The 20,021-nt window shown below is 70.4% G+C and carries 21 protein-coding genes and 1 pseudogene; 14 read left to right on the forward strand and 8 right to left on the reverse strand.

The window, feature by feature from the left end:
* Positions 1–22 precede the first annotated feature (22 nt).
* The 4 genes and pseudogenes from ACIRQP_RS29755 to ACIRQP_RS29770 all read left to right on the forward strand — a co-directional run bounded on the left by ACIRQP_RS29755 (position 23) and on the right by ACIRQP_RS29770 (position 2,154).
* Positions 23–415 (forward strand): hypothetical protein, encoded by a 393-nt coding sequence (locus ACIRQP_RS29755; protein WP_403895108.1) that lies wholly within the window; start codon positions 23–25, stop codon positions 413–415.
* Entirely contained in the window at positions 412–1,194 is a 783-nt protein-coding gene (locus tag ACIRQP_RS29760) for a transcriptional regulator (protein ID WP_403895110.1), read from the forward strand. Before ACIRQP_RS29755 ends, ACIRQP_RS29760 begins: the two co-directional genes overlap by 4 nt.
* Positions 1,195–1,303: 109 nt before the next feature.
* A pseudogene (locus ACIRQP_RS29765) lies at positions 1,304–1,683 on the forward strand (roadblock/LC7 domain-containing protein).
* 96 nt (positions 1,684–1,779) lie between these two features.
* A complete protein-coding gene (locus tag ACIRQP_RS29770; RefSeq protein ID WP_403895113.1) occupies positions 1,780–2,154 on the forward strand; it encodes a hypothetical protein in 375 nt (124 codons plus the stop codon).
* A 61-nt stretch (positions 2,155–2,215) separates the two neighbouring features.
* Here the strand turns inward: ACIRQP_RS29770 and ACIRQP_RS29775 are convergent, their stop codons facing one another.
* Both ACIRQP_RS29775 and ACIRQP_RS29780 read right to left on the reverse strand, forming a co-directional pair.
* Positions 2,216–2,782 (reverse strand): hypothetical protein, encoded by a 567-nt coding sequence (locus ACIRQP_RS29775; protein WP_403895116.1) that lies wholly within the window; start codon positions 2,780–2,782, stop codon positions 2,216–2,218.
* Between the two features lie 164 nt (positions 2,783–2,946).
* A complete protein-coding gene (locus ACIRQP_RS29780; RefSeq protein ID WP_403895119.1) occupies positions 2,947–3,330 on the reverse strand; it encodes a hypothetical protein in 384 nt (127 codons plus the stop codon).
* Positions 3,331–3,865: 535 nt separating this feature from the next.
* Here ACIRQP_RS29780 and ACIRQP_RS29785 point away from each other — a divergent pair.
* Positions 3,866–4,645: a class I SAM-dependent methyltransferase gene (locus ACIRQP_RS29785; RefSeq protein WP_403895122.1), complete on the forward strand. Its 780-nt coding sequence runs from the start codon at positions 3,866–3,868 to the stop codon at positions 4,643–4,645.
* A 92-nt stretch (positions 4,646–4,737) separates the two neighbouring features.
* On the opposite strand, the gene ACIRQP_RS29790 is transcribed toward ACIRQP_RS29785, so the two are convergent.
* Both ACIRQP_RS29790 and ACIRQP_RS29795 read right to left on the reverse strand, forming a co-directional pair.
* A complete protein-coding gene (locus tag ACIRQP_RS29790; protein WP_403895125.1) occupies positions 4,738–4,944 on the reverse strand; it encodes a DUF397 domain-containing protein in 207 nt (68 codons plus the stop codon).
* An 11-nt stretch (positions 4,945–4,955) separates the two neighbouring features.
* A complete protein-coding gene (locus ACIRQP_RS29795) occupies positions 4,956–5,795 on the reverse strand; it encodes a helix-turn-helix domain-containing protein (RefSeq protein ID WP_403895128.1) in 840 nt (279 codons plus the stop codon).
* A 564-nt stretch (positions 5,796–6,359) separates the two neighbouring features.
* On the opposite strand from ACIRQP_RS29795, the gene ACIRQP_RS29800 reads away from it, so the two are divergent.
* Positions 6,360–6,887: an NUDIX hydrolase gene (locus ACIRQP_RS29800; protein WP_403895131.1), complete on the forward strand. Its 528-nt coding sequence runs from the start codon at positions 6,360–6,362 to the stop codon at positions 6,885–6,887.
* Positions 6,888–7,181: 294 nt separating this feature from the next.
* Here the strand turns inward: ACIRQP_RS29800 and ACIRQP_RS29805 are convergent, their stop codons facing one another.
* The 3 genes from ACIRQP_RS29805 to ACIRQP_RS29815 all read right to left on the reverse strand — a co-directional run bounded on the left by ACIRQP_RS29805 (position 7,182) and on the right by ACIRQP_RS29815 (position 10,250).
* Positions 7,182–7,727 (reverse strand): GNAT family N-acetyltransferase, encoded by a 546-nt coding sequence (locus ACIRQP_RS29805; RefSeq protein ID WP_403895133.1) that lies wholly within the window; start codon positions 7,725–7,727, stop codon positions 7,182–7,184.
* Between the two features lie 97 nt (positions 7,728–7,824).
* Complete coding sequence (locus ACIRQP_RS29810; protein ID WP_403895136.1) at positions 7,825–8,661, reverse strand: MurR/RpiR family transcriptional regulator; 837 nt, start codon at positions 8,659–8,661, stop codon at positions 7,825–7,827.
* Positions 8,658–10,250 (reverse strand): aromatic amino acid ammonia-lyase, encoded by a 1,593-nt coding sequence (locus ACIRQP_RS29815; protein ID WP_403895284.1) that lies wholly within the window; start codon positions 10,248–10,250, stop codon positions 8,658–8,660. Before ACIRQP_RS29815 ends, ACIRQP_RS29810 begins: the two co-directional genes overlap by 4 nt.
* A gap of 154 nt (positions 10,251–10,404) precedes the next feature.
* Here ACIRQP_RS29815 and ACIRQP_RS29820 point away from each other — a divergent pair, with 154 nt between their 5' ends.
* Genes ACIRQP_RS29820 through ACIRQP_RS29840 form a run of 5 tightly spaced genes read left to right on the forward strand, consistent with a single transcriptional unit; the run spans position 10,405 to position 14,488 of the window.
* Entirely contained in the window at positions 10,405–11,691 is a 1,287-nt protein-coding gene (locus ACIRQP_RS29820; RefSeq protein ID WP_403895138.1) for an ATP-binding cassette domain-containing protein, read from the forward strand.
* Positions 11,688–12,347 (forward strand): ABC transporter permease, encoded by a 660-nt coding sequence (locus ACIRQP_RS29825; RefSeq protein ID WP_403895141.1) that lies wholly within the window; start codon positions 11,688–11,690, stop codon positions 12,345–12,347. The genes ACIRQP_RS29820 and ACIRQP_RS29825 overlap by 4 nt, the downstream gene beginning before the upstream one ends.
* Position 12,348: 1 nt before the next feature.
* Complete coding sequence (locus ACIRQP_RS29830) at positions 12,349–13,014, forward strand: ABC transporter permease (protein ID WP_403895143.1); 666 nt, start codon at positions 12,349–12,351, stop codon at positions 13,012–13,014.
* Positions 13,015–13,068: 54 nt separating this feature from the next.
* Positions 13,069–14,025, forward strand: a complete 957-nt coding sequence (locus ACIRQP_RS29835) for an ABC transporter substrate-binding protein (RefSeq protein ID WP_403895287.1) — start codon at positions 13,069–13,071, stop codon at positions 14,023–14,025.
* Between the two features lie 40 nt (positions 14,026–14,065).
* Positions 14,066–14,488, forward strand: a complete 423-nt coding sequence (locus ACIRQP_RS29840) for a hypothetical protein (RefSeq protein WP_403895146.1) — start codon at positions 14,066–14,068, stop codon at positions 14,486–14,488.
* Positions 14,489–14,813: 325 nt separating this feature from the next.
* On the opposite strand, the gene ACIRQP_RS29845 is transcribed toward ACIRQP_RS29840, so the two are convergent.
* Entirely contained in the window at positions 14,814–16,208 is a 1,395-nt protein-coding gene (locus ACIRQP_RS29845) for a cystathionine beta-synthase (protein WP_403895289.1), read from the reverse strand.
* A gap of 156 nt (positions 16,209–16,364) precedes the next feature.
* Between ACIRQP_RS29845 and ACIRQP_RS29850 the strand changes: the two genes are divergently transcribed.
* From ACIRQP_RS29850 to ACIRQP_RS29860, 3 genes are all read left to right on the forward strand, one after another.
* On the forward strand, positions 16,365–17,411 hold the full coding sequence (locus tag ACIRQP_RS29850) for an SGNH/GDSL hydrolase family protein (protein WP_403895291.1): 1,047 nt from the start codon (positions 16,365–16,367) through the stop codon (positions 17,409–17,411).
* Positions 17,412–17,658: 247 nt separating this feature from the next.
* Positions 17,659–18,879 (forward strand): acetyl-CoA C-acetyltransferase, encoded by a 1,221-nt coding sequence (locus tag ACIRQP_RS29855; RefSeq protein WP_403895149.1) that lies wholly within the window; start codon positions 17,659–17,661, stop codon positions 18,877–18,879.
* 279 nt (positions 18,880–19,158) lie between these two features.
* The gene (locus tag ACIRQP_RS29860; RefSeq protein WP_403895293.1) at positions 19,159–20,016 is read left to right on the forward strand and encodes a hypothetical protein; all 858 of its coding nucleotides are present in this window, start codon (positions 19,159–19,161) and stop codon (positions 20,014–20,016) included.
* Positions 20,017–20,021 lie beyond the last annotated feature (5 nt).

A 20,021-nucleotide genomic window follows, 5' to 3' on the forward strand; every position in this document is an offset into this window, starting at 1 on the left:
CCCGGCTGGGAGGGGAGTCCGCGTGCCCGGAATCGACGCGTGCCTACTGGAGGCCATGAACCTGCCGGGAGCGCGCGGAGCGGCGATCGTGGACTGGACGAGCGGTCTCGCGCTCGGCACGGCGGGGGAAACGCCCAACGGCGACCATGAGGCGACCGCCGCCGAGACGGCCGAACTGGCCAGGGCCGCCGCGGAGTACACGGCGTTCGCTCCCGCCGCCGCGGCCGGCCACGAGGGCCCACCCGTCGAGGACCTCATCGTCACCACCCGTACCGGCTACCACCTCCTGAGCTTCGTCGAGACGACGTTCGACAGCAGCGTCTTCCTCCATCTCTGGCTCGACCGCGACACCGGAAACCTCGCCCTGGCCCGATTACGGCTGGGACAGCTCGCCGAACGGCTGGTGCTGGGATGACGGCGGCGGCGCACTCCACGGTCTCCCCGATGCTCGTCCGGCTGGCCGGCGAGCGCGCCACCGGAGCGCTCCTGCGCGACCACGGCACGCTCTATCTCGCCGACGGCCGCGTCGTGCACGCGGAGAGCCCCGCCGCCCCCGGGATCGACGTCCTGCTCACCGCCGGCGGCCGGCTGCCGCGCACGGGCTGGGAGGAGGCGGTCGACCGGGCGGGCGCACGCCGCGAGGTCGGCCGGTTCCTGGTCGACAGCGGCCGGATCGGCGGCGGCGAGCTGGAGATCTGCCATCTGGGCGCGCTGTTCGACGCCGCCTACTTCGCGCTCGCCCCCGGCAGCGGGCCCACCCGCTTCCGCTCCGGCGTCGCGCACTGGATCGGCCCCGTACGGCCCGTCTCCGCGTCCGCCGTCGAGCGCGAGACCCGGCGCCGGCGCGAACTCCTCGACCAGGTCTGGCCGTACGCGGCCGTGGACACCGCGCCCGTACGGACGCGCGAACCGGCGCCGGGCCAGGCGGTCACCCGCCGCCGGCGGGCGCTGCTGGAGCTGGCGGACGGCGTACGGACACCGCTGGCCATCGCCTGGACCCTGGGCAGACCCGCGTTCCACACCCTGCTGGACATCCGCCGGCTGGCCGCGGCCGGACTGGTCGAGACGCCCGCCGAACCGGCGGCGGCCACGCCCGCGGCGGTCCCCTCCTGGGTGGGCACCGCCGTGGGCGTGGCCGACCCGGACATCGACCTGTTACGCCGGCTCCGCGACGCCCTGGAGGCAAGCCTGTGACTCCCCGTTCCATCCACCGGGCCCGGACGCGTGCGTCCGATGTCGTGCCGGACCACGCCACGCCGTCATGAGGCGCGCGCTGCGGGCACGTGCCGAGAGGAGACAGCTGATGACGGCGGAAGCCGAGGTACTGGCCGAGCTGAGGCGCCTGCGGGCCCGCCTCCCGCAGCTCACCGGCGCGCTCGCGGCCAGTACCGACGGTCTGGTGCTGGCCCAGGACACGGCCGAGGTCGAGGCGGAGGGGGTGGCCGCGCTCACCGCCGCCGCGCTGGGCGTCGCCCTGCGCCTCACGGACACGGATTCCGGGAGCTGCTGATCCGGGGCGAACTGGGGTACGTCGCGACGTACGCGGCGGGCGCCTCGGCGGTGCTGACGCTCCTGGCGGAGCCCCGGATCAATGTGGGCCGGCTCCATCTGGAGGCCCGGCGGTCCAGCACCCGGATCGGCGAACTGGTCGACGAGGCCCTGGAACGGCTGGAGAACGCCTGACCCATGACAGCCCCCACCCCACGCGGAACACGCGTTACCCGGGCCCCGGGGACCTCCCGGACCGCCCGCACCGGACGGAAAGGAAGTGCGACATCCATGGCCAACACCGAAGCCGCCCTCAAGCAGGCCACCACCGTCATCGACGGCGCCCTGGGAGCCGCCCTCGTCGACTACTCCAGCGGCATGGCCCTCGGCACGGTCGGCGGCGGCAAGGACCTCGATCTGACGGTGGCCGCGGCCGGCAACACCGATGTGGTCCGGGCCAAGGTCCGCGCCATGGAACTGCTCGGCATGAAGGACGAGATCGAGGACATCCTGATCACCCTCGGCAACCAGTACCACCTGATACGGCTGCTCAAGGGGCGTGGCAACAACGGTCTGTTCCTCTATCTGGCGCTGGACAAGTCGCGGGCGAACCTCGCGATGGCCCGTCACCAGCTGATGAGAATCGAAGCCGAGCTGGAGGTCTGAGCGGCCCGCGCGGGCACTCGCGTCACGCACGGCCCGCGCCGCCGATCGACCGCGCCGGTGTTCAGCGGCGACGCCGTGCCCCGCCGGGCACGGCGTCACCGGCCGCGGTCCCCGTGGTCCGGTAGCCCTTGACCTTCGTGCCCACGGGGTGCCCGGTGCTCACCCAGTCGGTACGTACCCACACCAGCACGTCGTCCCGGCGCTCCCGGCGCCCCAGCCAGGCCGCCTTGAGCCACAGCCCGACGCCCACACCCGCCAGGGCCGGGCCCCCGGCACCGGGCAGCGCGAACGAACTCCCCACCGCGACGAGGAAGGCGGCCAGCAGCCACCAGCGGTTCGCCCGGCGCCAGTTCCTCACCGTCACGGCGCGGTCCTGGAGGAAGTCGAACTTCCCCGCCCGCTCGGCACGGTCCGCCCACTCGGTGTACCGGCGCCGCCGTACGAGCGCGACCACCGCCGCGCACACCACGAACAGCGCCGCTCCGGTGTAGCCGCCGATCCTGCGCCCGGTCAGTCCGGGGAGCAGGACACCGATCCCGGTGGCGAGGACCCCCAGCCACCAGAGCGGGACCGCACCGGCCCGTACGATCACGGCCACCCGTGCCAGAGACTGCCCTCCGCGCCCCACGATCCGCCTCCTCAAGCCTGTGTTGTGGCGCGCAGACTAATGAGGTTCTCTGAGCATTTCCTGAGAATGAGCGATCTGAGGCAGCCGCAGCCGCTCGCGACCACCACCGCCCCGGCCCGGGGTGTCCGCTCGGGCCGGGGCATTCGGTGCGCGGCCCGGTCAGCTCAGAGCACGGCCAGGTAGAACCCTGAGGCCCTACCGCCGCCGTTGGCGTCGTATGTGGCCACCAGGACGCCCTTTCCGTTCGCGCAGCCGCCCGCGATGGCGCGAAGGGTGGTGCCGATGCCGTCACGCGGGGTGGCCTCGACGATGGCCCTGGACAGGTCCACGTCGGGGTTACTGATCTCGACGCAGAAGGTGTGCCCCGCCGGCTTCCTCACGGCCGCGACGTCCTTGGCGTGCACGATTGTCCCGTCGGCGTTGACCAGCGCTCCAGCCTGGGCGTAAGGCGCCTGGGATGATCCCCCAGGGGCCGCGATCGCCATTCCACCGGCCACGGCGACACCTGCCGCACACAGGCCGGCGACCGTGATCCCGATCGCTCGCATCCTCGAATTCGAACGCATACCCACTACCTCCATGCCATGAAATTCGACAACTGAACAGAAGAAACCTTAGCGGGCAAAACTCCGATTTCACGCACCGTGTCATCAGCCAGAAATTAGTCGCATTCCACGCTAATAGCATTGGCAGCTAAAGCGCCGCAATCGGATCTCGTCGAATTCGCTCACCACATTGCCCTGGCGGCCATTGCCAGTTTCTCGGGCTCTCGCCGGACTTTGGTTGTCGCCGGGTGCTTCACCGCCTGGTTCGTCCTCGCGCCGGCCGTCCTCCACGTCAGGGGTGGGCGCGGCAGAGAAGCCGTTCGACGGGCTTACGTCGCTGCTTCCGGCCGGGGCGACTACGTCACCCCTTGATGGGGTTGAACGACAAGCTGATACCCGCGTCCCCGAACCGTCCCGTATGGGAGCCAGTCAGCCGCGTCCAACACGCGCCCGCGCACCGAGGCTGGTATCGAGACCATCGAGGCGGGACGGCACAGCCCGCCGCCGCGTCCGCACCGTACGAGGAGGGAATGTCCCTGTGACCACCAAGAACGTCACCGTCAACCGCGCCGCCCTCGGGCACCGCATCTCCTACGCGCTGCGTCACCCCGACCGCGTGCCGCGCCATCTGGTCCGCGCCGCCCGCGACGCGTGGCTGCGGCACCGCCGGCCGGACCACATCGCGTACTACCGCGCGGTGATGCGGTCCGACACCCGCGCCGACCCGGACGCGGCGGTCGGCAGCCGCAGCCATGAGCGGTGGCTGGCGTTGGGCGCGATGCAGTTCGACTATCTGCTCGGCCACGGTCTGCGCCCCGAGCACCGGATGCTGGAGATCGGGTGTGGCAATCTGCGGGCGGGCTGGCGGTTCATCAGACACCTGGAGCCCGGCCACTATTACGGCATCGACATCTCCCCCGACATCCTCGCCGCCGCGCAGGACACGATGGTGCGCCAGGGACTGCGGAACCGGCTGCCGACGCTGACCCCGGTCCGCGATCTGACCCTGCGCTTCCTGCCCGACGCGCACTTCGACGTCGTGCACGCGCACAGCGTCTTCTCACACTCCCCGCTCACGGTCATCGAGGAGTGCTTCGCCAATGTCGGCCGGGTGATGGCCCCGGGCGGCTGGTTCGACTTCACCTTCGACCGCACCGAGGGCACGGAGCACCAAGTCCTGCGGGAGGACTTCTACTACCGCACCGAGACGCTGATCGCCCTGGCCGAGAAGCACGGCCTGGCGGCCCGCTTCATGACCGACTGGGAGGAGCTGCCGCACGGCCAGTCCAAGATCCGCGTCACCCACGGCCCGTCCTGAAGGGCCCCTGGCTGGACGCGTCCTGACGGGACATCGTTTGACCTCACCGGACAACCTTACGGCTTGAGGAAACCGCGATCCCTCAACAGGCGTCAGAGAGACAGGACGCCCGAGCGGACGGCGTTGACGAAGGTCTGCCAGGGCGCGGACGCGAAGACGACGGTGCCACGTGCACGGTCCTTGGTGTCACGAACAGCCTGACGGCCGGTACGCAGTTGGCCTCGCTCGACGCAGCCGTTGTCACTGCCGCTGTATGTGCTCTTGTGCCAGCGCGCACCATCGAACTCGTCGGAGGTCACGATCCACTGCCCTAGATGAGATCCCGGATGTACTTCTCGGACGCGGATGGCGAGAGGGCTGCGGCTGTGAACTCGTCCCACACGCGCGTGTACACCTGAACGTCAGTCCGCTGTTCCAACAACGTACCACCGGTGACGTGCTCCAACCATGCGACGTCGATGGAGGGTTCGCCCCGGAGCGAGAAGAGGGTGAACGGCGCGTACTGCTCGGCCGGGATCGACGCGTCGAGCGGCAGAATCTGGATGTTGACGTTGTTCCGCCCACTCATTTCGAGCAGATACTCAAGCTGCTCCCGCACCAGCGCCTTGGACCTGCTGATGCGGTGGAGTACGGGCGCCTCGATGATCGAACGCAGCCGGAAGTCCAGGTGGGAGTCGAGGAGTTCCTTCCGCCTGATGCGGGTTTCGACAAGCGGACCGACCTTCTCCGCCGGGTGACGGGCCTCGAAGATCTCCCTCATGTACGCCTCGGTCTGGAGCTGCCCGGGAATCACCGACGGGTCGTACTCACGGACCAACTCCGAGTCGGCCTCGAGCGTCAGGTAGTCCCGAAGTGTGTCGTGCAGCAAGGGGCCTTGGCTGCTCCACCAGTCGACCTTGTGGATCTCCTTGGCGAGCCGCTTGATGCTCGCGATGTACGCCTCGTCCTCGATCCCGTAGAACTCCAGCAGGACCGTCAGATCCAGCGGCCTTATCCCGCGCTTGCCGTTCTCGATCTGCGAGATCTTCGGCTGCCCGCACTGCAATTTGTCGGCGACATCCTGGACTTTGTAATCCCGTTCGACACGGAGTCGCCTCAACTCGTTGCCGAGCCGCTTGCTGCGCATCGTGGGCATATCGCTGTGAGCCATGGCCACATGGTGACGCGATCACCACTCGACGCACAGCCCGTATGAGACATGTTCACCCCCAAGAAAAACACCCTGTGGAATATCTTGCCCCTGCACCACTTCACCGGCCATCATCATTCCGTAACGCGGCGCACCAACTTGGTGACTCGCCGTTGTCCACCGTGCTGCCCGCATGGCAGCGCCCAGGAGGAGCCATGGTGAACGTGGCCGGTATCGAACGGGAACTGCGACTCAGCCTCACCGTGCGGCCCGAGGAGCTGAGACATATCCGCCGCGACCTGGCCACCTGCCTGGATTCGTGGGGGTACGGGGCCGTCTCCGACACCGCCGTACTCGTCGTCATAGAGCTGCGACGAACGTCTACAAGCACGCCGGCGGCCGGTGCGACCTTCTCGTCATCCCCGTCGAACCGCGCCTGCTCATCACGGTCAGTGATGCCCTCATGGCCGTACCGGCCAGGCGCGAGGTGTCCGCCGGTGCCGAGGACGGGCGCGGGCTGGTTCTGATCGATGGGCTGACGGAGCACTGGGAAACCGTGCTCACCGCGTCGGGCAAGGACATCAGGTGCTCGATTCACTTACCGTCCGCCGTCAGGACGATGACCGCAACAACCGCGACCTCGACCGCGACCGCGACCGCGAAGGGCTGACCATGGCCGTCGACGAGCGGGCCGTCTTCAAAGAGCTGAACAGCTACCTGCACCGTCATCCCGACGAAACCGGGGCCCTCATGCCGCTGTTCGACTCGATGCTCGACCACGCGCACCAGGGGACCTGTCCCCACAGGAGTCGCTGCCCTGTCATCAGGTCCGGAGCCGTTCTGGTGAATGAACGCGGGCGGGCGCTGACCCTGCGGCACGGTGCCGGATGGGGTTTCGCCGAGGGCGCTCCCGAGATCACGGATCTCACACTCCGTCAGACCGCCACGCGCGTGCTGGCCGAGTGCGCGGGGGTTCTCGACCTGTGGCCCGTACCCGGGGCCGAAGGCCCGGTCGCGATCGACGTCTCGCGCACCGCGCACACGTTCCGCGCACGCGGTACGGCTTCCGGTACTTGTTCCGAGTCCGTTCCGGGGTCCTCCTGCGCACCTTGACGCAGTTGGGCCAGGCGCGTTGGATCTCGCTCGACGCAGTCGGACCCCCGCTTCTCAGCGCGCGCCTCAAAGAACGGCTGGCGGTTACGGTATGAGCCCGCGCGCCCAGCAAGTCGGTTACGTCATCGCGGTGCTGACCGTCGGAGCCTCCCTCACCATCGCGGTCTGGCGCGGCTGATCCGACACGGCCACTGGTCGCCCGGCCGCACGGCGAGACCATGGGCTGCGCCGGTCTGAAGGAGGTCGCCGCCTGCAATGACGAGCCGTACGCCCATCACTGGTTCGAGAAGCGGATCACGCCGACGACATCGGCGTGAGGCTTCCGGCGGAAGTGGAGGCGGGCGCGGGGACGGTGGCCACGGCTGCCAGCGGCTTGGCGTAGCAGCGGCTCAGCTCGTCGAAGCGGTAGTGGCCGAACTTGGCGCAGAGCTCGTAGCCGCTGGACATGTAGAGGGAGATCGCCTCCGGCTGTTTGGTGCCGGTCTCCAGGACCATCCGGACGCGGCCCGCCGCGCGGGCGTCGTCCTCCAGGGCGGCAAGCACCCGCCGGGAGAGGCCACGGCCGCGCGCCTCCGGGACCACGTACATGCGCTTGATCTCCGCGTCACCGTCCGCGTACCCCTGGTCGTTCGCGTCCTGAGCGCGCCAGCCACCGGTGGCGACCGGGGTGTCCTGGTCGTCGTAGACGATCAGGTACAGGCCCTGTGGAGGCTCGAACATGGTCGGGTCGAGGGGCGTGACGTCGCCCTCGTCCCCGTATCGCGCGGCGTACTCCAGCTGCACGCGATCGTTGAGCTTGACGGCGTCGGGGTGACCGAAGGAGACATGACGAATATTCATGCGCCATATCGTAGTTCTATGCGATCAATGTGCGAGTGACTTTCGTCCCACCGCCCGCGGCCCTCTCGGCCACTCCCCTGACTCCACGACCACTCCCTTACTCCACGAACAGCCCCCGCACCGCCGCCCGCGCGTCGAACTCCTCCAGCCGCGCCTGCGCGTCCGGCAGCCCGTCGCACATCGCCTCCAGCAGCACCCGCCCCAGCAGCATCGGCGCGCACGCCGTGTCGAAGGCGAGACCCGTACCGACCGCCGCCGGGATCAGCAGGTCGCTGTGGACGGCGACCGGCGCGAACGCCGAGTCGGCGACCGTCACGACCGTCAGCCCGGTCGACCGCGCGTACGCCAGCGCGTCCACGACCTCCTTCGGATGGCGTGGCAGCGCGAAGCAGAGCAGCGTGCTGGCGCCCGCGGCGCCGGCCGCGTCGATCCGGTCGGCGAGCATCGTGCCGCCCTCGTCCAGCAGCCGTACGTCCGGATGGACCTTCGCCGCGAAGTAGGCGAAGCCGCGTGCCTGTGAGGAGGCGGCGCGCAGGCCGAGTACCGGCAGGGGACGGGAGGCGGCGAGCAGTCGGCCGGCCTGTTCGACGGGGCCGGGATCGGCGAGCAGTTCGGCCAGCTGGCGCAGGTTCTCGATCTCGCCGCGTACGGCCTGCTGGTACTCGTTGTACGCGGACGCGCCCTCCTCCGGGCCGGCGGGCGCGACATCGCGCAGATGTCTGCGCAGCGCCGGGTAGCCGTCGAAGCCGAGCGCGACCGCGAAGCGGGTGACGGACGGCTGGCTGACTCCCGCCAGCTCCGCCAGCTCGACACTCGACAGGAAGGGCGCGTCCGCGGGCCGCCGCACCATGCTGTGCGCGATGCGCCGCTGAGTGGGGGTCAGCCGGTGGCCCTCGAAGAGCTGTTGGAGTCGGGCGGCAGGGCTGTCGCTCATGCGATCCCTCTTGTCGGTTCGGTCGGGGCGGCCATCGTCGGGCCGACCGTGGTCCGGCCGGTCACGAGATCCGTGGCCAGGTCCATGAACCGGTCGAGCAGCGCGGCGGCGGCTGTCACATCATCGGTCAACGGCCGGTCGGCGGCCTCGTCCTGGAGTACGGTCTCGGCCAGTTCGAAGGCCCTGCCGACCGGAAGCCCGGGATCCGGTCGCAGTCCGCGCTGGCGCAGGGCCCGTACGGCGGCGACCAGTTCGCAGCCGACGACCAGCCGGTACGCACTCCCCAGGCGCAGGGTCTGACGTGCGGCGAGCGAGGCGAAGCTCGCCTGTTCCTCCACGCCACGGGACAGTACCGCGTGCCCGAGCGAGGCCGGCGCGGAGAACGCCCGCAGATCGCCGAGGGCCGCCCCGGCCGCGTACTCCAGGATCATCACCCCGGAGCTCGCGGGCTCGGCGTCGGCGAGGAAGGGCCGCAGTCGCGTGAAGGCGGGCTCGTTGAGCGCGGAGAGCCGGGAGGTGGAGAGCCGCGCCGTCTGCACGAGCGAGAGCCTGAAGTGGTCGAGCGCCAGCGCCACCTGGGCCAGATAGAACCCGCCGTGGTGGTATGCGGCGGGGATCGGGTCCGCCTCCGTGCCGGGGCGGATCAGCGGGTTCTCGGCGGCGGCGTTGATCTCGACGGCGAGGGCGTTCTCCAGCGCGTCGGCGGCGTCACGCGCCGGGCCGTGGATCTGCGGGACACAGCGGAAGCCGTACGGGTCCTGGATCCGGCCGAGGGGCGGTCCCGGCCGTTCGGGGGCGCCGAGGATGGCCCGCATGTCCGCGGCGACGGCGTACGAGCCGGGGTGCGGGCGCGCGGCGTGCACGGGCTCCGCGTACGCCTCGTACGAGCCGTCGACGGCCAGCAGGGAGAGCGCGGCGACCAGTTCGGTGGCGGCGGTGAGCCGGCGCAGTTCGTGGAGGGCGAGCGCGGACTGCCCGAGGGTGAGGGCGTTGCTGCTGATCAGGGCGAGGGCGTCGTTGTTGTCGAGGGACTGTGCGTCGGGCGCCGGGCCGCCCTGCCAGGGATGTTCACCGGCGAGGGCCAGCCCCATCTGGGCGAGGGCGGCGATGTCGCCCGTGCCGACCGAGCCGAACTCGTTCACCACGGGGTACGCGCCGGACTCCAGCGCCTCGCAGAGGGCGGTGATGACGGTCGGCCGCAGTCCGGCGCCGCCGGCGAGGAGTTGGTTGGCCCGTACGGCGAGCATGGCGCGGACCTCGCGGGCGGGCAGGGGGTCGCCGATGGCGCCGGCGTGGCTGCGCAGCAGCCGCAGTCCGTGGTCGGCGGCGGCCTCGGTGGGCACGGCCTCGGTGCGGTTGGCGCCGACGCCGGTGGAGCGCCCGTAGACCCGGCCGGAGGCGGCCAGCTCGCGCGCGACGTGCCAGCTCTGTTCGGCACGCTTCATCGCGTCGGTTCCGGGTACCGGACGAGCGGCGCCGTCGGCCAGGCGTACGACATCGATCACCGGGAGGCTCTGTCCGTCCAGGACGACGATGGCCGTGCTCGGGGTGGTGCGCGAGGCCGACGGGTCCATCATGTGGGACGACATCATGCGCGAACGCCTCCTTATCGGACGCTATGTCTTGCCCTGCGGCCATCCGTAACGAGTGATTTACCCGGGGGCATTGACAATCTATTCAGACAACGAGAACTCTGCATGACTATATGCAGCCGGGCAAGGGACGCGGGGCAAGGGACGACTGATGATCAAATTCGACGCGGTGAACAAACGCTTCCCCAACGGCACCACGGCGGTTCACGACCTCACGCTGGAGATGCCGGAGGGCGGGATCACCGTCCTGGTCGGCTCTTCGGGCTGCGGCAAGACCACCACCCTCCGCATGATCAACCGGATGGTCGACCCGACGTCCGGGACCATCCGGCTCGGCGGCCGGGACGTGCTCGAACAGGACGCCGCCGAGCTGCGGCGCGGTATCGGCTACGTGATCCAGCAGTCGGGCCTCTTTCCACACCGTACGGTTCTCGACAACATCGCGACCGTGCCGCTGCTGCTCGGCTGGGGCCGCAAGAAGGCCCGCGCGCGGGCCGCGGAGCTGCTGGAGACGGTCGGGCTGACCGCCGAGGCGGGCAAGCGCTACCCGCACCAGCTCTCCGGCGGCCAGCAGCAGCGCGTCGGGGTGGCCAGGGCGCTGGCGGCCGATCCGCCGGTGCTGCTGATGGACGAGCCGTTCGGCGCGGTCGACCCGGTCGTACGGACCCAGCTCCAGGACGAGCTGATCCGCCTCCAGCGCGAGCTGAACAAGACCATCGCGTTCGTCACCCACGACATCGACGAGGCGGTACGGCTCGGCGACCGGATCGCCGTCTTCCGGACCGGCGGCCACCTCGTGCAGTGCGCCGCCCCCGCCGAGCTGCTGGCCCGCCCGGCGGACGACTTCGTCGCGGACTTCCTCGGCGCGGAGCGCGAGCTGAAGCTGCTCTCGCTGACGACGCTCGCCGAGGTCCCGCTCCAGCGGGCCACGACGGTACGGGAGGACGCGCCGGTGCCCCCGGCCGGTTCGGGACCCCATCTGGTCGTCTCCGCGAGGAACGAGCCGCTGGGCTGGCTCGACCCGTACGCCAGGGACGCCGCCTCTCCCGCCGCCCCGCTCACGCCCGTACGGCCGCTGCGCGACACCGACTCCCTGCTCGCCGCGGTGAACGAGTCGATCGCGTCCCCGGCCGGTCTGATAGCCCGGGTCGACGCCGACGGGGTGCTGACCGGGGTCACCTCGCGCGAGGCGATCCACGAGCACGCGGGCCGCAGGCACCAGGAGGCGGCGCGGGCGGCCGTGCACCTCACCGGGGCAACGGCCCGGTCGGAGACCACCGCCGACTCGGAGACCACCGCCCCCTCCGAGACCACCGCCGACTCCGGCACCACCGCCGACTCCGGGACCACCGCCCCCTCCGAGACCACCGCCCCCTCCGAGACCACCGCCGACTCCGGCACCACCGCCCTGTCGAAGACCCCGGGCGGGACCGAATGACCATCGAGTGGGCGTGGATATCCGACCACGCGGGCGATCTCACCACCCTCACCCTCTCCCATCTCCAGGCCGCCCTGACCGCCGTGCTCCTCGGCCTGCTGATCTCGCTCCCGCTGGCGGTCCTCGCCCATCGCGTCCGGCCGCTGCGCGGCTTCCTCCTCGGGCTCTCCAACGTCCTGTTCACGATCCCGTCCATCGCGGTCTTCGTCCTGCTGCTGCCCGTCTCCGGGCTGACCAGGACCACCACCGTCATCGGCCTGACGATCTACACGCTGGTCGTCCTGCTGCGGAACACCGTCGAGGGGCTGGACTCCGTCCCGGCCAAGGCGCGTGAGGCCGCCGTCGCCATGGGCACGCGCCCGCTGCGTACGCTCCTCACCGTCGAACTGCCCCTCGCGCTCCCCGTGATCATGGCGGGCGTACGGATCGCCACCGTCATGTCCATCTCGCTGGTCAGCGTCGCGACCTATATCGGCGACGGCGGCCTCGGCCAGCTCTTCACCGACGGCTTCCAGCGCGATTTCCCCACCCCGGTGGTCGTCGGCGTCGTTCTGACCCTGCTGCTCGCACTGGTCGCGGACGCCCTGCTGGTGGCCGTGCAGTACGTGCTCACCCCCTGGACGAGACAGCGGCACCCGAAGAGCGGGAAGGCCTGACATGTACGAACTCTTCAAGGACCTCGGCTCCTGGCTGGTGTCGAGCGAGCAGTGGACGGGCCCGGACGGCATCGGTCACCGCCTCGCCGAGCACCTCCAGTACTCGCTGATCGCGACCCTCATCGCCGCGGTGATCGCGCTGCCCGTCGGGCTGCTCATCGGGCACACCGGCCGGGGCGCGTTCCTCGCCATCAACCTCGCCTCGTTCGGCCGGGCCCTGCCCACGGTCGGGCTCGTCGTGCTGGTCTTCCTGGCCAGCGGGCTGTCCATGACTCCGGTGTACGTGGCGCTGGTGGCCCTCGCCATCCCCTCCATCGTGACCAATACGTACGCGGGGATGACCGCGGTCGACCCGGAGGTGAAGGACGCGGCCAGGGGCCAGGGCATGCGCGGCCGTCAGGTGCTCCTCCAGGTCGAGATCCCGCTCGCGCTGCCGCTGATCATGACCGGGCTGCGGCTCGCGCTGATCCAGGTGGTGGCGACGGCGACCATCGCCGCGTACGTCAGTTTCGGCGGGCTCGGCCGGTACGTCTTCGACGGCCTGGCCCAGCGCGACCTGGTCCAGGTACTGGGCGGAGCCGTGCTGGTCGCGGTCGTCGCCGTGGTCCTCGATCTGGCGCTGTCAGGGCTTCAGCGCGTCCTCTTCCGCCACCGCACCGCCGCCTAGGAGACCACTCCCGTGACCTCGAACTCACCCATGACCCCGCACACGAACTCACCGATCAATCGCCGGAAGGTCCTCGGCGGGCTGTTCGCCGCGGCCTCCGTCCCCGCGCTCGCCGCGTGCAGCAGCGGGATCACCTCCCTCGACGGCCAGGGCAGCGGCGGCGGGAGCGGCGGCGGCTCCAGCGCGGACGGCATCATCATCGGCACCGCCAACTTCACCGAGAACCAGATCCTCGGTTACCTCTACGCGGCCGCGCTCGGCGCCGCCGGGGTGAAGACGAAGGTCCGTCCCAACCTCGGCACCCGCGAGATCCTCATCCCCGCGCTCAAGGGCGGCGACATCGATCTGCTCCCCGAGTACCAGGGCGCGCTGCTGCACTACCTGGACCCCAAGGCGACCGCCACGGAGGAGGGCGAGATGCAGAACGCCCTCGCCGTCGTCCTCCCCGCCGGCCTCCAGATCCTCCCGTACGGGAAGGCCGAGGACTCCGACGCCTTCGCCGTCACCCGCGAGACCGCCGACAGATTCGGCCTCAGGACACTGGCGGATCTGACGAAGCAGAACGGCAAGCTCGTCATCGGCGCGGCGCCCGAGGTGAAGAAGCGGGTCGTCGGGGTCGTCGGGCTCAAGGACGTGTACGGCGTGGAGTTCAAGGAGTTCAAGTCGCTGGACTCCTCGGGACCGCTGGTCAAGGGCGCGTTGAAGAAGGGCGATGTGGATGTCGCCAATCTCTTCACCACGGACACGGACATCGCCGCCGAGGGCTGGGTGGTCCTCGCCGACCCCAAGAACCTCGTCCCCGGCCAGCACATCGTCCCGCTGATCGCCGACCGCAAGGCCGACTCCACCGTGCGCAAGGCGCTGGCGCGGCTGGGCAACGCCCTGACGACCGAGGCCCTGACGGAGCTCAACCGCCAGGTGGACAAGGACAAGAAGGACCCGGAGGATGTCGCGAACACCTGGGCGGCGGACCACGGCCTGAGGAATTCCTCAGGGAAAAACGGGGGCTAGCCCCCATGCGTGAGGACGTCCCGCTTCGTACCGTGGCCGTATGGAAGCCCGCGACCCTGAGCTCAAGAAGGAGCTCGACGCCACCCTTCAGGCCCGTAATGAGCTGGGGGCGGACTACGAGCCCGCACTGATCGAATCGTTCCTCGAAAAGGTGGAGCAGCGCATGGACGGGATGACCGACCGTCATGTCCGGCGGCGGCTCGCCGAGCAGCAGATGGTGGCCGCCCGTGGCGGCGGTCCCCGCTCACCGAGCCCCGCGTCGGGGTTCGGCGAGCGCTTCGGATTCGGCGTCGTCTCGCTGGTCCTCGCCATTCCGCTGACCGCGATAGCCGCCGTGAACACCGGCTTCAAGGGGCTGGTCGTCTGCTGGCTGGGCATCGTCGCGGTGAACGCGGTGCATGCCGCCCGCGGCTGGCCCTGGGCCGACCGCAACCGGCGCGAAGCCTCCGACTGGGAGGAATGACCGGCACCGGGCGGCACTCCCCGCGCCCCGCGGCCGACGGTCCCCGCGGGCCGAAAGACCACGCGAAAGAAGTAGTCGCGGGGACCGCCGCACCCCCGTTACCGGGGGGCGGGACGACGGCGGTCCCCGCGAGGGACACGTTCCGGGTCAGGGCCGGCCTCGTGTCCAGGCGTCCATGGAGGTCCGGGAGCCGCTCCGGAGGTCCTTGACGCCGACAACCACCAATGTGCCGGACGCGTGTTAAGCCGGTGCTGCGCTGACGTGTCGCGCTCGTACCACTTTCACGAACCCGCGCCTTCGCGGCTCCGCCGGGTGGTCCCCGCCGCTACTTCACGTCCTTCGAGAGATACGCCAGCAGATCCTGCCTGCTCACGACCCCTGTCGGCTTGCCCTCCACCAGCACGATCGCGGCGTCGGAGCCGTTCGAACCACTCAGCGCCGCCATCAGATCGGCCACCGGCTCACCGGAGCCCACCTGCGGTAGCGGGGAGGACATGTGCTTCTCCAGCGGGTCACCGAGCGAGGCGCGCCGGGTGAAGAGCGCGTCCAGCAGCTCCCGCTCCACGACCGAACCGATGACCTCCGCGGCCATCACGTCCGGGTGGCCGGCGCCCGGCTTGACGATCGGCATCTGCGAGACGCCGTACTCCCGCAGGACCTCGATGGCCTCGCCGACCGTCTCCTCCGGGTGCATATGGACGAGTGTCGGGATGGCGCCCTCCTTGTGCCGCAGGACGTCCCCGACGCTCGCCGCGTCGCCGCCCTGCTCCAGGAAGCCGTAGTCGTTCATCCACTCGTCGTTGAAGATCTTGCTGAGATAGCCCCGGCCGCTGTCCGGCAGCAGGACGACCACGACATCGTCCGGGCCGAGCCCCTCGGCGACCTTCAGCGCCGCCACCACCGCCATGCCGCAGGAGCCGCCGACGAGCAGGCCCTCCTCCTTGGCGAGGCGCCGGGTCATCTGGAAGGAGTCCTTGTCGGACACGGCGACGATCTCGTCCGTGACCGTACGGTCGTACGCCGTCGGCCAGAAGTCCTCGCCGACGCCCTCGACCAGATAGGGCCGGCCGGACCCGCCCGAGTAGACCGACCCCACCGGGTCGGCGCCCACGATCCGCACCCTCCCGTCGCTGGCCTCCTTGAGGAAGCGGCCGGTCCCGGAGATGGTGCCGCCCGTGCCGACGCCCGCGACGAAGTGGGTGATCTTCCCGTCCGTCTGCTTCCACAGCTCGGGACCGGTCGTCTCGTAGTGCGAGCGCGGGTTGTTCGGGTTGCTGTACTGGTCCGGCTTCCAGGCCCCCGGCGTCTCACGGACCAGCCGGTCCGAGACGTTGTAGTACGAGTCGGGGTGCTCGGGATCGACGGCCGTCGGGCAGACGACGACCTCGGCGCCATAGGCCCGGAGCACATTGATCTTGTCCGTGGAGACCTTGTCCGGGCAGACGAAAACGCACTTGTAGCCCTTGCGCTGGGCCACGATGGCGAGACCGACGCCGGTGTTGCCGCTCGTCGGTTCGACGATCGTGCCGCCGGGCTTGAGCTCCCCGCTCTCCTCGGCGGCCTCGATCATGCGCAGGGCGATGCGGTCCTTCACCGAACCGCCGGGGTTGAAGTATTCGACCTTGGCCAGGACTGTCGCCTGAATGCCTTCGGTCACGCTGGTCAGCTTCAGCAGCGGGGTATTGCCAACCAGACTGATCATCGAGTCGTGGAATTGCACCGTTGTCTCCGGGGTCTCCGTGATGGTCCGGCCAGCGTATGCGCACACGCGTGAGATTGGGCGACAGTCCTTACGGGGCAGTTAGCTGGTGTGCGCACACATACTCGTGCGTAAGGCGGCTTGGAGGAGGTGGCTCGGACTGTGTCGAGGGCGAGGGTGGCGCGGCGGATCGCCGCTGGTGCGGCCTACGGCGGCGGCAGCATCGGCCTGCTGGGAGCGGCGGGCGTGGGAGTGCTGCTGGCGGAGGTCCAGTTGGCGAAGCGGTCGGTGGGCGGCGGGATCGCTCCCGTACCGCCCAGCGGCGACGGATGGTACGGACTGGCCTTCGGGAACACGGAGCCGCTGCGCATGGGCATGCTCGGCGATTCCACGGCCGCGGGACAGGGCGTACGGCGGGCGGGGCAGACTCCGGGGGCGCTGCTGGCCTCGGGGCTCGCCGCGGTCGCCGAGCGCCCCGTGGATCTGTGGAATGTGGCGCTGCCCGGGGCGAGGTCGGACGATCTGGACCGGCAGGTGACCCTGCTGCTGTCGGACACGGCCCGGGTCCCGGACGTCTGCGTGATCATGATCGGCGCGAACGACGTCACGCACCGGCTGCCCGCGACCCAGTCGGTGCGGTGTCTGGCGGCGGCGGTACGGCGGCTGCGTACGGCCGGGGCGGAGGTGGTCGTCGGCACCTGCCCGGATCTCGGCACGATCGAGCCGGTGTACCAGCCGCTGCGCTGGCTGGCGCGCCGGGTGAGCCGGCAGCTGGCCGCCGCCCAGACGATCGTGGCGGTCGAGCAGGGGGCCCGTACGGTCTCGCTGGGCGATCTGCTGGGCCCGGAGTTCGCGGCGAATCCGCGGGAGCTGTTCGGCCCGGACAACTACCACCCCTCCGCCGAGGGGTACGCGACGGCCGCGATGGCCGTCCTGCCCACGCTCTGCGCGGTGCTCAATCTGTGGCCCGAGACGGATCGCCTCGACGCGACCCGCGACGAGGACATGCTGCCGGTGGCGAAGGCGGCCTCGGCGGCGGCGTCCCAGGCGGGCACCGAGGTCGCCGGCGCCCGTGCCCCCTGGGCCCTGCTGAAGCACCGCCGCCGCCGTCACCTGCCGACAGCGGCCGAGGCGACCCCGGCGGGGGCCGTCCCACCGGAGGCGGACCGGCCGGACGTGCCTCCGGACGCCGAGGAGACCCGGCAGGTGGGCTGGGAGGCATGACACCGAGTCCTGGCCCGATCCCGACCCCGACCCTGGCCCTGGCCCTGGCCCCGATTCCGGTCGACGGTCGCCTGAGCAAGCGCTTGGAAAAGAGGTCCGCATCACATGCCCCGCGCGGTGCCCCCGGCACTACGTGCGGGTAACTTCCCAGACAGATCCCGGACAGACCCCGGACAGACCCGCCTCTCCCACCCCCTGTCCCACCGTCAGCCCTCACCCGTCAACTTCCCGTCCCCATGGAGCCGTGATGCCCGAAGCCGTGATCGTCTCTGCCGCCCGTTCCCCCATCGGCCGGGCCTTCAAGGGCTCGCTGAAGGAACTGCGGCCCGACGACCTGACCGCCACGATCATCGAGGCCGCGCTCGCCAAGGTCCCCGAGCTCGACCCGCGCGACATCGACGACCTGATGCTCGGCTGCGGCCTGCCCGGCGGCGAGCAGGGCCACAACCTCGGCCGGATCGTCGCCGTACAGCTGGGCATGGACCACCTCCCCGGCTGCACCATCACCCGCTACTGCTCCTCGTCCCTCCAGACCTCCCGGATGGCGCTGCACGCCATCAAGGCGGGCGAGGGCGATGTCTTCATCTCGGCCGGGGTCGAGATGGTCTCGCGCTCGGTGAACGGCTCCTCGGACGGCATGCCGGGCACGCACAACCCGCTCTTCGTAGACGCCGAGGCCCGCACCGCCGAGGTCGCGCAGAGCACCGGTGCCGGGTGGCACGACCCCCGCGAGGACGGCCTGGTGCCGGACGCCTATATCGCGATGGGCCAGACCGCCGAGAACCTCGCCCGTCTCAAGGGCGTCACCCGCCAGGACATGGACGAGTTCGGCGTACGGTCCCAGAACCTCGCCGAGGAAGCCATCAAGAACGGCTTCTGGGAGCGTGAGATCACGCCCGTGACAACCCCGGACGGCACGGTCGTGGCGAAGGACGACGGCCCGCGCGCGGGCGTCACGATGGAGGGCGTCCAGGGCCTCAAGCCCGTCTTCCGCCCCGACGGTCTGGTGACGGCCGGCAACTGCTGCCCGCTCAACGACGGCGCGGCGGCGCTCGTGATCATGTCCGACACCAAGGCGCGCGAGCTGGGTCTGACCCCGCTGGCACGGATCGTCTCCACCGGCGTCACCGGCCTGTCGCCGGAGATCATGGGATACGGCCCGGTCGAGGCGTCCCGCCAGGCGCTCTCCCGCGCCGGGCTGACCATCGACGACATCGATCTGGTCGAGATCAACGAGGCGTTCGCCGCCCAGGTCATCCCGTCCTACCGGGACCTCGGCGTCCCGCTGGAGAAGCTGAACGTCAACGGCGGCGCCATCGCCGTCGGCCACCCCTTCGGCATGACCGGCGCGCGGATCACCGGCACGCTGATCAACAGCCTCCAGTTCCACGACAAGCAGTTCGGTCTGGAGACGATGTGCGTAGGCGGCGGCCAGGGCATGGCCATGGTCATCGAGCGCCTGAGCTGAACCGGACCGGGCCGATTCTTAGCGGAGAGTAGTCGCGCGAGTCGGATAAGCGCACCTCGACCCCGTCGATCCCCAGTTGTGACTGAATCTCCCCCAGGATGTGACCTGCGCCCGGGGGAGATTCCTTTGCCCAGGTCAGAGCCCCATTCAGGGCAAACATAAGGCCCAAAGACCTGTCCAATTCGTGACGTAATGCACTGACGGGCGGCGCTCGCCTTCGACAAGCTGAGGTAGGAAGTCGGGGGTATCGATCGGAATCGGGAGTAGTCAGTGAGCGCCATGTCTCTTGCCCTGCTGCTGACCACAGCCACCGCCACGGCGGTGGGCGTCGCCGCCCTGCATGCCGCCCACGGGCTGCGCAGGCAGGTCAGCGCGCTGCGCGGTGAGCTGGCCGCGTCGGCCCCGGGCGACCTCACCGCAGCGGTACCGCAGGCCAGGAGCGCCACCCACGCCGACGACATACGGACCGCGGTCGCCGAGGCACTCGCCGAGGAGCGGGAGCGCGAGCTGGCCGAGGCGCGCGCCTTCTGGGCCGCCCAGGAGGCCCGTGACGCCGCCGACACCCCGTCGCTGCTGGGCGGACTGCCCGGGTTCGGCACCGAGGAGAGCCCGTACTACGTGCCCCGCCAGGTGGACTTCGCCGGGCTGGAGGCGCTGGACCTCGACGCCGTCGACGGGACCGACGACTACGCCGACTACCCGGAGCTGACCGAGGTCAGCGAGGTGAGCGGGGTGGGTGAGGCCGGTGAGCTCGCCGAGGACTCCGCCGAGCTGGCCGCCGCCCGTCGCCGGCACCCCTCGCACCCCGACTTCGTACCGGTGCAGGCCCCCGTCGTCACCGATCATGAGCGCACGGTGTCGCGGCTCGACGAACTCGCCGCGACCGGCACCGCGCTCGCGGACGTCCGTCCCGGCCCGCTGGGCACCCTCGACGTCTATGTCTTCGCCGACGGCACGACGCTCTGCATGACCCCGGGCCATCGCGAGACCGCGGAGCGGCTCGCCGGGGCGCTGCGCGAGGGTGAGGCCCCGGTCCTGCTGGGAGGCTCCGGAGTCTCCGGCGCGTACGCCCTGACCTTCTCGTGCGGCGGCGAGCACGTCTACATCCTCGCGGACCGCGTCATCGCGTCCCTCTAGCGCGT

It is taken from the genome of Streptomyces sp. NPDC102274, from assembly GCF_044766385.1.
Lineage (GTDB): Bacteria > Actinomycetota > Actinomycetes > Streptomycetales > Streptomycetaceae > Streptomyces.